The sequence below is a fragment of the Variovorax sp. GW821-FHT09B01 genome (assembly GCF_059418345.1).
The window spans coordinates 18,866-32,555 of the sequence record NZ_JBWKPQ010000024.1 but is presented as its reverse complement, the minus strand read 5'-3'; the positions used below and the strand labels follow the sequence as shown (position 1 = coordinate 32,555).

General features: G+C 69.2%; 17 protein-coding genes. 1 reads left to right on the top strand and 16 read right to left on the bottom strand.

All coding sequences use genetic code 11. The annotated features are described in order from the left end of the window. Nucleotides 1-14 precede the first annotated feature (14 nt). The 15 genes from AC07RV_RS37750 to AC07RV_RS37680 form a co-directional block, all read right to left on the bottom strand. Nucleotides 15-416 (bottom strand): PaaI family thioesterase, encoded by a 402-nt coding sequence (locus AC07RV_RS37750; RefSeq protein ID WP_296781503.1) that lies wholly within the window; start codon nt 414-416, stop codon nt 15-17. A gap of 62 nt (nt 417-478) precedes the next feature. Next, nucleotides 479-1,189, bottom strand: coding sequence for a phytanoyl-CoA dioxygenase family protein (locus AC07RV_RS37745; RefSeq protein ID WP_296781502.1), 711 nt, complete (start codon nt 1,187-1,189; stop codon nt 479-481). Between the two features lie 151 nt (nt 1,190-1,340). Beyond that, nucleotides 1,341-1,961 carry a restriction endonuclease gene (locus tag AC07RV_RS37740; RefSeq protein WP_296781501.1) on the bottom strand — a complete coding sequence of 207 codons (621 nt, stop codon included), beginning with the start codon at nt 1,959-1,961 and terminating at the stop codon, nt 1,341-1,343. 75 nt (nt 1,962-2,036) lie between these two features. Continuing rightward, nucleotides 2,037-3,065, bottom strand: a complete 1,029-nt coding sequence (locus AC07RV_RS37735; protein WP_296781500.1) for a MerR family transcriptional regulator — start codon at nt 3,063-3,065, stop codon at nt 2,037-2,039. An 83-nt stretch (nt 3,066-3,148) separates the two neighbouring features. Beyond that, nucleotides 3,149-4,258 carry a YeeE/YedE family protein gene (locus AC07RV_RS37730; RefSeq protein ID WP_296781499.1) on the bottom strand — a complete coding sequence of 370 codons (1,110 nt, stop codon included), beginning with the start codon at nt 4,256-4,258 and terminating at the stop codon, nt 3,149-3,151. A gap of 50 nt (nt 4,259-4,308) precedes the next feature. Next, on the bottom strand, nt 4,309-6,036 hold the full coding sequence (soxB, locus tag AC07RV_RS37725) for a thiosulfohydrolase SoxB (protein ID WP_296781498.1): 1,728 nt from the start codon (nt 6,034-6,036) through the stop codon (nt 4,309-4,311). Between the two features lie 22 nt (nt 6,037-6,058). Next, the gene (gene soxX, locus AC07RV_RS37720) at nt 6,059-6,724 is read right to left on the bottom strand and encodes a sulfur oxidation c-type cytochrome SoxX (protein ID WP_093355166.1); all 666 of its coding nucleotides are present in this window, start codon (nt 6,722-6,724) and stop codon (nt 6,059-6,061) included. A gap of 11 nt (nt 6,725-6,735) precedes the next feature. Further along, nucleotides 6,736-7,539, bottom strand: coding sequence for a sulfur oxidation c-type cytochrome SoxA (gene soxA, locus AC07RV_RS37715; protein ID WP_296781497.1), 804 nt, complete (start codon nt 7,537-7,539; stop codon nt 6,736-6,738). 9 nt (nt 7,540-7,548) lie between these two features. Next, nucleotides 7,549-7,860 carry a thiosulfate oxidation carrier complex protein SoxZ gene (gene soxZ, locus AC07RV_RS37710; protein WP_172705585.1) on the bottom strand — a complete coding sequence of 104 codons (312 nt, stop codon included), beginning with the start codon at nt 7,858-7,860 and terminating at the stop codon, nt 7,549-7,551. A gap of 46 nt (nt 7,861-7,906) precedes the next feature. Beyond that, entirely contained in the window at nt 7,907-8,362 is a 456-nt protein-coding gene (soxY, locus tag AC07RV_RS37705) for a thiosulfate oxidation carrier protein SoxY (RefSeq protein ID WP_093355161.1), read from the bottom strand. A gap of 49 nt (nt 8,363-8,411) precedes the next feature. Next, nucleotides 8,412-9,470, bottom strand: coding sequence for a c-type cytochrome (locus AC07RV_RS37700; RefSeq protein WP_296781496.1), 1,059 nt, complete (start codon nt 9,468-9,470; stop codon nt 8,412-8,414). After that, nucleotides 9,454-10,797, bottom strand: coding sequence for a sulfite dehydrogenase (gene soxC, locus AC07RV_RS37695; RefSeq protein ID WP_296781495.1), 1,344 nt, complete (start codon nt 10,795-10,797; stop codon nt 9,454-9,456). The genes AC07RV_RS37700 and soxC overlap by 17 nt, the downstream gene beginning before the upstream one ends. Nucleotides 10,798-10,816: 19 nt before the next feature. Then, nucleotides 10,817-11,128, bottom strand: a complete 312-nt coding sequence (locus AC07RV_RS37690) for a c-type cytochrome (RefSeq protein ID WP_093355153.1) — start codon at nt 11,126-11,128, stop codon at nt 10,817-10,819. A 155-nt stretch (nt 11,129-11,283) separates the two neighbouring features. After that, nucleotides 11,284-11,754, bottom strand: coding sequence for a thioredoxin fold domain-containing protein (locus AC07RV_RS37685; protein ID WP_296781494.1), 471 nt, complete (start codon nt 11,752-11,754; stop codon nt 11,284-11,286). After that, nucleotides 11,751-12,704 (bottom strand): MBL fold metallo-hydrolase, encoded by a 954-nt coding sequence (locus AC07RV_RS37680; protein ID WP_296781493.1) that lies wholly within the window; start codon nt 12,702-12,704, stop codon nt 11,751-11,753. Before AC07RV_RS37680 ends, AC07RV_RS37685 begins: the two co-directional genes overlap by 4 nt. Nucleotides 12,705-12,828: 124 nt before the next feature. On the opposite strand from AC07RV_RS37680, the gene AC07RV_RS37675 reads away from it, so the two are divergent. Beyond that, nucleotides 12,829-13,245, top strand: a complete 417-nt coding sequence (locus AC07RV_RS37675; protein WP_209540529.1) for a DsrE family protein — start codon at nt 12,829-12,831, stop codon at nt 13,243-13,245. A 22-nt stretch (nt 13,246-13,267) separates the two neighbouring features. On the opposite strand, the gene AC07RV_RS37670 is transcribed toward AC07RV_RS37675, so the two are convergent. After that, entirely contained in the window at nt 13,268-13,594 is a 327-nt protein-coding gene (locus AC07RV_RS37670; RefSeq protein WP_093355146.1) for an ArsR/SmtB family transcription factor, read from the bottom strand. Between the last annotated feature and the right edge of the window lie 96 nt (nt 13,595-13,690).

Here is a 13,690-nt window from a genome sequence, read left to right as displayed (position 1 = left end):
GCGCGGCGGGGCGCTCAGGCGCCTCGTCGCACGAGCTTGCCGGTGGACGAGGCGCGCGCGATCAGCCGGCCATCGAGCGCCCACAGGTCGGCCTCGAGGAACACCACGCTGCGGCCCCAGCGCAGGATGCGCGCCTCGGCCTCGAAAGTGGCGACGTCGGCCCGGTCGAGGAACGAGATCTTGAGCTCGAGGCTCGCGAGGCCGGCCGCGGCGTCCTTCGCGTTCACCGCGAAGGCCATCGCGCAATCGAGCCATGCGGTGACCAGCCCGCCCTGCACCACCGTGCCGTTGCTGTGCGCAAACTCGGGCCGCGCGGTGAAGCGCACGCGCGCGAGGCCGGCCTCGGCATCGCTGCGCAGCAGCTGCGAAAAGCCGATGGTGTGCATCAGCGCGCTCGGGAATTTTTCGATGTCCATGCGGGGATTTTCGCGTGACCGATGCGCGCGGCCTTGACGCCTCGGCGTCTCGTCGCGGCGCGTCAGGTGCCGAAGATGCAGCGCGTGGTCGCCATCATCCGCGGTTGCTTCGTCGCATTGACCGAGGGCGTGTGCAGCACGCGCATGTCCATCAGGAACACGTCGCCGGCGCGGCCGCACATCTCGACGATGGCCAGGCCCTGCTCGCCCAGGCGGCGCTCCAGGTCCGCCGGGTCCTTGAGCAGCTCGCGCAGCGCGGGTTGCGAATCCGAGGCCGGCCGCCGCGTGTCGATGCGGTGCGAGCCCGCGAGCGCGAGCGTGGCGCCGCCGTGCGCTGCCACGTCGTCGATCAGGAAGAAGGCCTGCACGCCGGGCAGCGTATCCTGCGGCCGCGCCGCGAGGTCGACATGCCAGTTCAGGGCCTGCAGGGTCCAGTCGCCTTGCTGTGGCGGCGACAGCAGCAACTGCGTGCCAGGGTGGCCCGCGGCGGCCGACGGCGGGGCGCGGTGGCCGAGCTTCGCGATGACGTCGAGCAGCGCCGGCGTGACCAGCGCCTCGTGCAGGCCGGGCAGGCTCACGAGCGCCGACAGCTTGCCGATCTGCTGGAACAGCGGCAGGCGCTGCACCGCGCTCAGGCCGCCCTTGGCGCCGGCCAGGCGCTTGAGTTCGTCGCGCAGCTTCTGGCGCAGCGGGGCCACGCGGGGCTTCGGGTGGAAGCCTTCGAGGTGGAGGTAGCCGCGATCAAGGAAGTGGTCGATCTGCATCGGACTCATGAAACGATCAAAGCAACGCTTCTGACAATAACTCGCTGGCGTGTGCAGTGTCAGCCAGAAGAGTTGCACAACGCGAAACACGCTCCAGGCCGCTTTTCAATGCCTGCGCATTGCGGCAGGCGCCTGACCAGGAATCGCAATCCGCCGAGTCTCAGAGGGTAAAGAGCCGAAACCGGCAGCGCGTCCGACCATAGTTAACGCATCCCCAGAACGGCGTCCCGCCCTCCTTGGGTTGTCTCTCGACCATCTTCACGCCGCAATTGGCACAAGTCGGCCGCCAGTACTCTCCCTCGTAAGCGACGCTGAGCAGCGTCGCTTGCTGCTCGGCCGTGCGCGTACCGATGAGGCGGAGAAGACCCGAGCGATCCTGCGCATTGATACCGTTGGCCTTGGCAAAATCCAGCGCGTCGACGGTGAAGGTCGAACTGGTGGCGAAGGTTCCGTATTGAAGATCGTTGGCCTTGAGCACGCCGAAGAATTCGCGCATCTGCTGGACACCCACGGGCTTGCGACGCCAGTGCTTGCATTGAACGATCATCGGCTTCGGACTGTGTGCAGAGTAGAGCCAGATATCGATGCCGCCATCAGCGCCATGCGACTGGCTTTCCGTACGGACGCCAGCTTGCGCGAACAGCGCTTCGCACAAGGCCTCGAAACGGCGCCACTCGATGTCGTCGAACACCTCGGGCGACCATGCACGCCGGGGCACGCGATCTCCACCCTCTTCATCTCCTGAGACTTCTTTTTTCAGCGCTGCCCACCATCCCGTCATACATCCTCCTGAATGCTGCGCAGCAATGTAAATCAATGTTGCCACGTCGGGGTTGGGGGTTTCTCGCGAGGGCCTTCAAGCCACCTTCGGCCGCCACGCAACCACCCCCTGCGTGCGCGCGCGCACCTCGGGCGTCGCGAGGCAGGTGGCAACAGCCTCGTAGCCCGTTGCGCCTTCGAACGGCGCGACATAGGTCGGCGGGCTGTGGTTGGCCGGGCACAGCAGGATCGACTCGTGCGCGCCGACCGCCGCGAGATCGAGGAAGGCATTGGAGCGCGTGAGCAGGAACAGCGGCCGCGCCTCGGCGCCGCGGCGGCGCAGGTGGGCGATCAGTGCTTCCTGGGTCGCATGGTCGAGGCCCTGCTCCACCATGTCGACGACGATGGCGGCGGGGCCTTCGGCCTCGAGGCCGGCCAGCAGCGCGGTCAGGGCCTCGGATCCGGTGGCGCCGTCCTCCACGAGCCAGGCCAGCGCGGCATCGACGCGCGATCGCAGGGCGGCGTCTTCACGCAACCGCGTGGCGGTGGCATCGCCCTCGGCACGGTCCAGCGGCAGGAAGACGGCGCCCGGAAAACGTTCTGCGATGCGCAGCGCGAGCCGCGTCTTGCCGCTGCCCAGCGGGCCGACGATGTGATTGATCGGCCGAATGTCGCTCAGCGCGAAGCGTTCGCCGCCCCAGGGCCAGGGCAGTTCGAACTCGAGCGCGGGCCGGGTGTCGGGCTGCAGCAGGCGCGCGAGTTCGCCGGGCGCGGGCAGGCGTCCGCGCGCGAGTTCGTCGCGCAGGCCGCGCACCCTGTCCAGCGTGGCGTCGAGCTCTCGCGCCTTGGCTTCGAGCACCGCCTGGTGCGCGGCCAGGGCCGGCGCCAGCCCTTGCGCATCACCCTTCAACACACGCGCCACCTGCGCGAGGCTCAGGCCCAGCGCGCGCAACGCGACGATCTCGGCGGCGCGCGCCATCTCGGCGGGACCGTAGGAACGCCAGCCGGCCGCCGTGCGCGCCGGCACCAGCAGGCCGCGCTGCTCGTACAGCCGCAGGGCCTTGGCGGACACGCCGAGCCGGCGCGCGGCCTCGGACGGGTTCAGGAAACGGGGAGAAGGGGTCACGGGATCACCTCGGTGTTTGCTGCGATGCCGTGTTTATCGAGGTGGCCGCAGGGGCCGGGTCAAGCATGGCGCGCGCAACGCGATCAAAGATCGCGCTGCAGCTGCCAGGCCTGGTACTTGAGGCTCGCCACCGCGCCCGCGACGATGCCGAAGATCGCCGGCAGGCTCGCGAGGCTCAGCGTGGAAAGCGCGCTCAGGCCCTGGCCGATGGTGCAGCCCATGGCGGTGACGCCGCCGATGCCCATCAGCACGGCGCCGCCCAGGTGGTGCGCGAGGTCGCCGCTGCCGGCGAAGCCCTCCCAACGGAACTCGCGCGCCCACAGCGCCTGCGCGGCGGCACCCACGATCACGCCGGCCACCGAGGCGATGCCCAGGGTCAGCAGCTTGTTGGCGTCGCTGTAGAACATCAGCCAGTCGAGCGCATAGGCCACGGGCGTGACGAAGCTCAGCGCCTCGGCGCGGCCGGAGTTGGTGGCGAGGAACACGTGCTCGAGCGTGAGCGGATGCTCCTCGACCACGGCCCAGTGGCCGCTGAGCCACCAGGCGGCCACCACCAGTGCGCCGATGGCGAGCCCGCCCGCGAGGCTGCGCGCATCGCGCCGGCCCCAGGCGGCCCAGGCGATCAGCGCGCCACCCGCGACCAGCCCGATCGCGAGCCGCAGCGGCGCGGCCTGCATGCGCAGCGCGCCGGCCAGCACCTCGGGCAGCGAGGCATTGACGGCCAGCTCCAGGTGCACCGCGTCGACGGTGGCCACGCGCAGCACGGCGGTGATGCCCTTGAGCGTGGCGAAGGCCGCGATGCCCATCACCAGCAGCACGACCAGCGCCTTGAGGCTGCCGCCGCCGACGCGCACCAGCGTCTTGTTGCCGCAGCCCGAGGCCAGCACCATGCCGAAGCCGAACAGCAGGCCGCCGGCCAGCGCCGAGAGCCAGAGGATGCGGTTCGATGCATAGAGCGTGCGGTCGGCATCGACCCAGCCCGCGAACACCAGCGCCGAGAAACCGATCAGCGCGACGCCGCCGGCCGCGGCCCATTGCCGCACGCGCGTCCAGTCGCCGAGGTTGACCACGTCGCTGATGGCGCCCATGGTGCAGAAGCGCGTGGCGCGCGCGACGGCGCCGAACACGGCCGAGAGCGCGAAGGCGGCCGCGAGCGCGAACGAGGTGAGGAGGGAGACCTGTTCGACAGACATGCGGCGATTCTAGGGAGCGCGGCGCGCGGCCACGCGCCCGCCGGCGGCCGTCAGGCCAGCCCCGGATTGGGCGCGACGTTCTTCAGCACCGGTGCTTCGGGCGCGCGCGCGGCCACCACCTTGCGCGACTTCAGCCAGGGCTCGATCACCTCCCACACCGGCTTGTTGCCGGCGCTGCGCGCCTCTTCGCTCACCGGCGCCCAGCCCGCCACCTTGTAGCTGCGGCCGGCCTCGATGGGCTTGCCGTCCAGGCGCATGTCCTGGATGCGCTGGCCCATCGCGGCCGTCGGGTCGCAGGCGTACTGCAGGCCGCCCACGCGCACCATGTCGCCGCCCTGCTGGTAGTAGGGGTCGGGGTTGAACAGGTTGTCGCAGACGTCCTCGAGCACGGTCTTGAGCATCTCGCCGCTCATCGGCGTGACGGTGGCGTACGAGTAGGTGGTGGCGGTCATGTCCATCAGCCATTCGCGCGTGATGGGCTGGCCCGGCAGCAGCGAGGTGCCCCAGCGGAAGCCCGGTGAGAAGGCGATCGGCGCGTCCTGCACCTCCATCAGCGCGTCGAGCAGCAGCTGGTCGCCGGTGCCGTTGAAGTTGCCGCGCCGGTACAGCGTGCCGTCGGTGTGGGCCAGCGTCTCCGACAGCTTGGCCTCGTAGGGTGCGCGGATGCGCGTGATCAACGCATCCATCTCGCGATCGGCCGGGATCAGGTCGGAGAACACCGGCAGCAGGCGATAGCGGAAGTCGCTGACCTTCTTGCCCTTGACCTCGAAATCGAGCACACCGAGGAACTTGCCGTTGGAGCCGCCGTTGACCACGATGGTCTGGCCACCGGCATTGCTCACCAGCGTGGGCATGGGTGTGCCGTCGTGCGTGTGGCCGCCGAGGATGGCGTCGACGCCGCGCACGCGGCTGGCCATCTTGAGATCGACGTCCATGCCGTTGTGCGAGAGCACGACCACCACCTGCGCGCCCTTGGCACGCGCCTCGTCCACCACGCGCTGCAGGTTGTCGTCCTGGATGCCGAAGGTCCAGTCGGCCACCATGTAGCGCGGGTTGGCGATCGGCGTGTAGGGAAAGGCCTGGCCCACGATGGCGCAGGGCACGCCGTTGATCTCGCGCATGACGTAGGGCTTGAAGACCGGGTCGCCGAAGTCGGCGGTCTTGACGTTCTGCGCGACGAACTCGACGCGGCCCGCAAAGTCCTTCTCGATGATCTCCTTCACGCGTTCCATGCCGTAGGTGAACTCCCAGTGGCCGGTCATCACGTCGACGCCGAGCAGCTTGCAGGCATCGACCATGTCCTGCGCCTGGGTCCACAGCGAGGTGGCCGAGCCCTGCCAGGTGTCGCCGCCATCGAGCAGCAGCGCGCCGGGCCGGCTGGCCTTGAGCTGCTTCACCAGGGTGGCGAGGTGCGCGAAGCCGCCGACCTTGCCGTAGCGCTGCGCCGCGCGGTCGAAGTCGAGGTGCGTGAGCGCATGCGCCACGCGCGTGCCGGGCGCGACGCCCGCGGCCTTGAGCAACTGCTCGCCGACCAGGTGCGGCACCTTGCCGCTCATGCTGCCCAGGCCGATGTTCACGCTCGGTTCGCGGAAGTACAGCGGCTTGAGCTGCGCATGGCAGTCGGTCATGTGCAGCAGCGACACGTTGCCGAAGCGCGGCAGCGCGTACATGGCATCGACGGCACCGGCCGCGCTGGCGCCGTCGTGGCGCCCCAGGCCCAGGCCGGCCACGCTGCCGGCGCCCAGCAGTTGCAGGAACTCGCGCTTGGAAAGGTTCATGGAAGCGGCGGGCCCTCTGCGTCTATCGGTTGACCGGCGACTGCGGATCGAGCAGCAGCCCCATCACGTCGCGGATCTGCGCTTCGTCGAGGATGCCCGAGTGGCCGACGCGCGGCATGTTCGAGCAGGCGTTGTAGGCGCGCGCATTCCAGAGCTTGCCCCAGGTGTAGTCGACGATCGGCTTCGAGGCCGCGGCCGCGGGGTCGCTCACGCCGCGCAGCTTGCCGTACTGGTAGAGGCTGGGGCCGAGGGTGCCGAAGGAGATCTCCTCCTTCGACATCTGGTGGCAGTTGTAGCAGTTGCCGCCGTTGGCCGGGCCCTTGGCGGAGGCGGCCGCGTCGGTCCAGGTCAGGCCGCGCCCGTTCTGCGCGATCTTCTCGCCCTCGCGCCAGTCGCCGACGAACCTGCCGTCGGCGGGCCAGCGGATGGTCTTCATGTTGGCCGCCTCGATCTCCTTGGCGGTCTTCTCGTCGAGCGGCTTGCCGCTGGCGTCGGCCTCGCTGCAGGCGCGGTTGGCCGGGTCCTGCACGAGGCGGTCGACCTTGGCGATGCCCTGGTCGCGGAACGAGCTCTTCAGGGCCTCGGCCGTGTAGCGGTCGATGTCGGCCGCGCTGTCGGCGCTCGCGCAGCCGAACAGGGCCAGCGCGCAGGCGACCGCGACGGCGCCCAGGATGTGGTCGGCATTCATGTCGCGTTCCTTCAGCGCTTGATGGCCGGGGCCGTGGTCTTCACGCCCTTGCCGTTGACGCCCATGTACACGGCCAGCGCGATGGTCACGTCGCTGGCATAGCCCGGGTAGGGAAAGCGCTGCTGGCGGAAGCAGTCGTTGAGCCGCCGCTGCATGCCCCAGAGCTCGCCCGAGGACACGCGGTAGGCCGGCCAGGCACCGAAGCCGTCGCCGGCACCGGGGCTCTTCGTGAGGTTCGGCAGGTCCTGCAGCCGGATGCGCTTGTCGTCGGCGCCATGGCAGGTGGCGCAGGCGAAGTCGTGCGGGCCGGCGCGCAGGAAGAACAGGCGCTTGCCCACCTCGTAGGCGCGGCGCTCGCTCGCATGCGACTGCGGCAGGTTCAGCGCCATGCCTTTCGACTCGGCCGAGATCCAGGCCACCAGCGCCTCGAGGTTCTTCTGCTCGCCGCTGCCGAACGGCGTCTTCGCGATCTCGGCGGCATCGAAGCCCTGCAGGGTCTGCATGCAGGTCAACAGGCGCGACTCCATGTCCTGCACGCGGCCGGTGTCGGGGAAGTGGCGCGGCAGTTCGGCGAACGCGCCCTTGACCACGCCCGGGCCCTTGCCGAGGTCACACTTCTCGAGCGAGGCGCCCCTGGGCCCGCGCTTCTGCTTCCAGAGGTCTTCGCCCTTGGCCTCGAACAGCTCGGCCGGGTTGCCGTCCTGCAGCAGCGCGCGGTACTCGGCGATGCCTTCGGCGGTGGTCTTCTGCGCGGCGGCGTGCAGCGACAGGCTGCCCGCCAGCAGCAGCAGGCACGAAAGTGGGATCTTGCGCATGGCGACCGCCTAGCTGACGGTGGCTTCGTCGGTGCGGGTGTCGCCGCGGTTGTCCTTCCAGGTCACCGAGATCTTGTCGCCCGCCTTCGCGCCCTTGAGCGTGAACTGCATGAACGGGTTCTTCGAGACCGCGGGGCCCCAGTCGGCCGTGAGCACGGTCTTGCCGTTGAGCGAGGCCGTGACCTCCTGGATGAACCAGGCCGGGATGGTCTTGCCGGCGGCGTCCTTGCGCTGGCCGGTTTCCATCTCGTGCGCCATCAGGATGCGGACGGTCGTCTTGTCGCCCGCGGCCTGGGCGCGGATGCGCATGGGATCTGCCATGGTGGGTCTCCTTCTCTCGTTGTTTCTTCGTGGGGGTCGGCGCGCGTCAGCCGCCGCAGCCGCCCAGCGTGACCTTGACTTCCTTCTTCGCGAACAGCGCCTTGCCGTCGTTCATGACGGCGATCGCGTACACGTCGGAGGACTGGCCCAGCTTGGCGCGCGTGGTGAAGTTCGCCTCGACGAACTCCGATGTGTTGAAGATCGCGACCACCGCGTTCGGGTTCTTCTCGACCAGCAGCATCAGCTGCTTCACGCCGGCCAGCGAGGTCGCGACGCTCAGCGGTACCACGGCGCCGTTCTCGGCGATGTCGGGGCCGGTGATCGTGACCTCCTTGCTCTCGGTGGGCGTGCCCGCGCCGATGGCCTTGAGCGCATCGGCCACGCTCTTGGCCTCGAAGGCTTCCTTGGTGTAGGCCAGCGCGCTGGCCGGCAGCCAGGCGCCGGTGGCGGCGAGGCCCGCGAGCGCGGCTGATTGCTGGAGGATCTGTCTGCGGTTCTTCATGGCTTGTCTCCTGTCGAATCGATGGTGGGCCGGGTGCGTGGCTGCCGCGTCATGGCCCGGCGCTTTCGGCGAGCCAGCGCGCGACGGCCCTGGCATCGTCGTCGCCGATGGTCTGCGGCGGCATCGGGATCGCACCCCATACGCCGCTGCCGCCGCTCTTGATCTTCTCGAGCAGGTGGTCGACCTGGCCCGGGTATTTCTTCGCGATGTCGGAGAAGGCGGGGCCGACGAGCTTCTGCGTCATGCCGTGGCAGGCGACGCAACTGTTCTTCTCGAGCACGGCGAGCGGGGCCTTCGAGGCCGGTGCCGCCGCGGCGGGGGCGCCGGTCTTCGTGGCCGGCGCGGTGTCGATGCCGCGCTGCGGGCCCACCAGCCGGTTCTGCTCGGCGAGGTTGCCGTGGCTGCCGCGCGCATGCGGCGGCAGCTGCGACACGGTCTGCGTGGCCGGCTCGCAGTCGCGCATGCAGGCGACCGCCGCCACGTCGGGTTTCGCCGCGCGGCCGAACTCGTTGCCGGGCCACATCGCGTGCGCGGTGGTGGTGCCGTTGCGGTTCGGCATGCGCGCCTGCACCTCGCGGATGTTGCGGTCCGACAGCGTGAAGTCGTCGGGCACGATGCCGCCGAGGTTCAGCATGTAGGCGGTGACGGCGAACACGTCGTCGGGCGTCAGCGACTTGGGCTGGTTCCACGGCATGGCGCGGTAGACGTAGTCCCAGACGGTCGAGAGGCTCGCCACCTTCATCAGCGTGGTGCGGCCCGGGAAGGCCGGGTCCTTGAGCCGCGCGACATGGCCGGTCTTGATGTCCTCGGCCGTGGTGCCGCCGACGATGGGGCTGAACACCTGGTTCGATTCGCCGAACACGCCGTGGCACGAGGCGCACTTGCCCTCCCAGATGTCCTGGCCGCGCGCGACCGAGCCCGAGCCCCTGGGCAGGCCCTTGAAGTCGGGGCGCACGTCGATGTCCCAGGCCGCCACTTCCTTCGGCGTGGCGTCGCGCCCGATGCCCGGGTAGGCGGCCTTCGGTTGCGCCCAGGCGGCGATGCAGACGCCGCAGCCCGCGATGGCCAGCAGCGCGCGCAGCACGATGCGGCTAGCCGAGCTGGACATTCGCCACCTCCCCGCTCGCCTGCACCTGCCAGGACTGGATCGCGTTGTTGTGATAGATCGAGCGCGTGCCGCGCACCGCGCGCAGCTGGCGGTAGCTGGGCTGCACGTAGCCGGTGTCGTCCATCGCGCGGCTCTGGATGATCGCGGGCGAACCGTCCCACACCCAGTCGATGTTGAAGCGCGTGAGGCATTTCGAGAGCACCGGCGACTCGAGCCGCGCGCCGCGCCAGTTGCGCCCGCCGTCCACGCTGACGTCCACGCGCTTCACCTTGCCACGCCCCGACCAGGCGAGGCCGGTGATGTTGTAGAAGCCCTTGTCCAGCAGCGTCTGGCCACCCGAGGGCGTGGTCACCACGCTCTTGCATTCCTGCACGCTGGTGTACTGGCGGTGCTGGCCGTCGGGCATCAGGTCGACGTAGTGCACGGTCTCGTCCTTGGTGCCGTACGGCATGTCGCCGAGCTCGATGCGGCGCAGGTACTTGACCCAGCTCACGCCCTGCACGCCCGGCACCACCAGGCGCAGCGGATAGCCCTGCTCGGGCCGCAGCATCTCGCCGTTCTGGCCGTAGGCCACCAGCACCTCGCCCGAGCGCACCAGGCTCATCGGGATGGTGCGCGTCATCGAGGAGCCGTCGGCACCCTCGGCCAGCACGAAGCGCTCGCCCTTCAAGTCGGCGCCGGCCATCTCGAGCAGCGTGATCAGCGGCACGCCCGTGAATTCGCTGCACGACAGCATGCCGTGCGTGTACTGCGCGGTGGGCACGGCGACATTGCCCCATTCCATGCCGGTGTTGGCACCGCATTCGATGAAGTGGAAGCGCGACACCGAGGGCAACCGCATCAGCTCGTCGAGCGTGAAGACCTTGGCGGCCTTCACGAGGCCGTTGATCATCAGGCGGTGTTTCGAAGGATCGATGTCCCACCAGCCCTGGTGATGACGCTCGAAGTGCAGGCCGCTGGGCGTGACGATGCCGAACAGCGACTGCAGCGGCGCGAACGAGACCGAGGCCTGCGCGGTCGGCGTGAGTCCGGGGCTCTGGCGGCGCTGCACGTTGGCCTCGTACTTCGAGGGCTTGCCATAGCCGTCGGTGACCACGGGCTGGCCGAGGCCGGTGCTGTGCGCGGGCAGCTGGAGGATCGCCGGGTCGCCATCGACCTGAGCGAGTGCCGACGTTGCCGCGCCGCCCGCGACGGCGGCCGCGAAGGCACCGCGGATGAAATCGCGGCGGCCCTTGCGCGCTTCCGAGAACACGGTGCGCACGCCCTGCGCGTCGACGAAGTTCTCGGGCGCCTTGCGCACCTGGCCGGGCTGCTGGATGTTGCTCATCGCAGGCCTTCGCAACCGCCTACTTGGCGCCGCCCAGCACCCAGGCGGCCAGCGACTTGGCGTCGGCCTCGCTCAGCGCGGGCTGGCCCGGCATCGGCACCGGGCCCCACTTGCCGCTGCTGCCCTTCTGGATGCTCGCGGTGAGCACGGCCAGCGCATCGGACTGGCCCGCGTACTTCTTCGCGACGTCCTGGTAGGCGGGGCCCACGAGCTTCTTGTCGGTCGCGTGGCAGGCGAGGCAGGCGTTCTTCTGGGCCAGCTCCTTGCTCGCATGCGCCTGGACGCAGATCAGCAATGCGGCGGCGACCGCGAGCGACGGCAACAACTTCAATTTCGTCTCCTCGAAACTCGCATCGAAGCTGCCAGTTTCATCGTTAAATAAGTAAATCGTTATGTATTGATTTTAGGAGTCCGTGCGTCGATGGGAAGGGCTTCGTGCCTGGGGGAAACCCGCTCGGCACGCTCATGCATAACGCTAGCTCGCGATCACGCGCGCACGGCCGCGCGGGCCTGGTGCAGCCGCTGCTCGAGGTAGGCGCCGTAGAAATCCGAGGCCCCGCCCGTGAGCCGCTCGGCGACCTCGCGCGCGCCGCGGCCGAAGAACAGCAGCGTGGGCGCGACCGCGATGCCCCAGGCCGCGAGCAGGGCCTCGTGCGTGCGCGGCGTGCCGTCGAAGTCGCGCACCATGCGGCGGTCGCGCAGGTCGATCTGCACAATGGGCAGGCCCGTCGCCAGCTCGGGCATCAGGTAGTGCTCGCGCACGATGCGGCAGAAGGGACAGCCGCGCAGGCTGGCCATCACGACCAGCGGCTGTGAACGCGCGAGTGCGGCGGCGAGCGCATCGGCCAGCGAGTCCGGCGCGGGCAGCGCCGACTCGGCGGCATGCGCCAGGGGCCAGGCGCACGACAGCGCGATGCCCGCGAGGGCCTGGCGCCGCGTCGACCTGTGCGTATTCATCGCGCCTCCTGCTCCATCAGCAGGTAGGTGTTGTAGGCATTCATGCGGTTCGCGGCCTTGAACAGCGGCATGGCCTCGTAGCGCGACCAGTCGGTGGCCGCATAGGCTTCCTCGAAGGGCGTCATGTCGGCCGCGGCCTTGCGCATCGCCTCGCGCAGGAACACGAGGTAGTCGCGCGTGAGCTGCAGGTCCTGCTTCGGATCGGAAGAGGCCGGCCCGTGGCCCGGCACGATGGTGCGCGCATCGAGCGCGAGCAGCGCATCGAGCGCCGCGATCCAGTGGCGGCTGTCGGCCGTGCCCACGTAGGGAATGCGGTTGCGGAACACCACGTCGCCCGAGAACAGCACCTGCTGTTGCGGCAGATAGATCGCGAGGTCCTCGGGCGTGTGGGCCGGGCCCGCGGGCTGGATCACGAAGCGCGTGCCGCCGATCGTCATCTCGGTGCGGCCCTCGAGCCAGACATCGGCCGGCACCAGCCGCGTGCTCTCGTCGATCCACGGCGCGAGGTCCTTGCGCGAGGCCTCGAGGCGCAGCCGCGCCGCGTCGGAGTACAGGTAGGTCTTGGCCAGCGCATGCGCGATCACCTGCGCGCCCAGCGCCTTGAACACCTGCAGGCCATAGATGTGGTCGGCGTGATAGTGCGTGAGGATCACGTGGCTGATCGGCTTGGGCGTGATGCGGCGGATCTCCTGCACCAGCCGTTCGGCCGCGGCCGGCGAACCGAGCGCATCGATCAGTACCACGCTGTCGCGCGTGACGACGAAGCCCGCGTTCGAGATGAAGTTCTGGTTCTCGGCCGAGCCCAGGGCCGGCACGCCCTGCACGTAGTAGACATCGGGCGCGACGGCGCGCGGCGCGATGTCGGGCGCGGCCCCCGCGCTCGCCACGAAGAGGCCGAAGGCCAGCGGCAGCAGCGCGCGAAGAAGCGCGCGAAGAAGGAGCGGGAACATCGTGGCGTCTCTCTTTTTTTCATCGTCGCGCGATGCATCGCCGCGCGACCCCGGACTTGCCCGGCTGTAAATATAAGTAGAAGATGATATTTTGAGGTCCACAACAACAACCGAGGGTTTCCCCATGAGACAGGCATTCATCGCGTTCCTTCTCGCCGTCGCGGCTTCGTTCGCCGGCGCGCAGCAGGTGGTCAAGGCGGTCTATCACGTCAACACCGGCGTCGAGACCAGCGCGGCCATCCTCGCCAACATCACGAACCACCTCAACGCCGATCCGAAGGCGAAGATCGTGGTGGTGACGCACGGCCCCGGCATCGACTTCCTGCTGAGCGACGCGAAGGACAGCAAGGGCCGCGAGTTCAGCGGCCCGGTGAGCGCGCTGGCCGCGCGCGGCGTGGTGTTCGACGTCTGCAACAACACGCTGAGCACGCGCAACATCGACGCGGGCCGGCTGCTGATGGAAGCGAAGGTGGTGCCCTCGGGCGTGGCCGAGGTAGCACGGCTGCAGGCGCAGGAAGGCTACGTCTACCTGAAGCCCTGAGGGCGGCGGCCCGGCACGGGCCTCAGGCCTGCTCGATGGCGATCTGCACGCAGATGCTGCGGCACAGCGCCACCACGGTCTCGTTCGCGATGCTGTAGTAGATGCTCACGCCCTCGCGGCGCCGCGCGAGCACGCCCGCCTGGTAGAGGGTGTTGAGGTGCTGCGACATGTTGGGCTGCGTGGTGTCGATCTCGGCCAGCAGCTCGCTCACGTTCTTCTCGCCGTTGCACAGCAGGCTGACGATCTTCAGCCGCATGGGCGCGGCCATGGCCCGGAACAGCTCGGCAGCGATGTCGAAGACCTCGTCCTCGGTGACGGCCGCGGGCTTTTTTCGGGACTTGGTGGCCATGCTGAAAGATTCTTGAGCAGGCCGCAATGTACATCGGCCCTTGGCTCCGTGCGCAATGCACGGCCGCCGTACCGGTGAATCGCGCGTCACAAACCG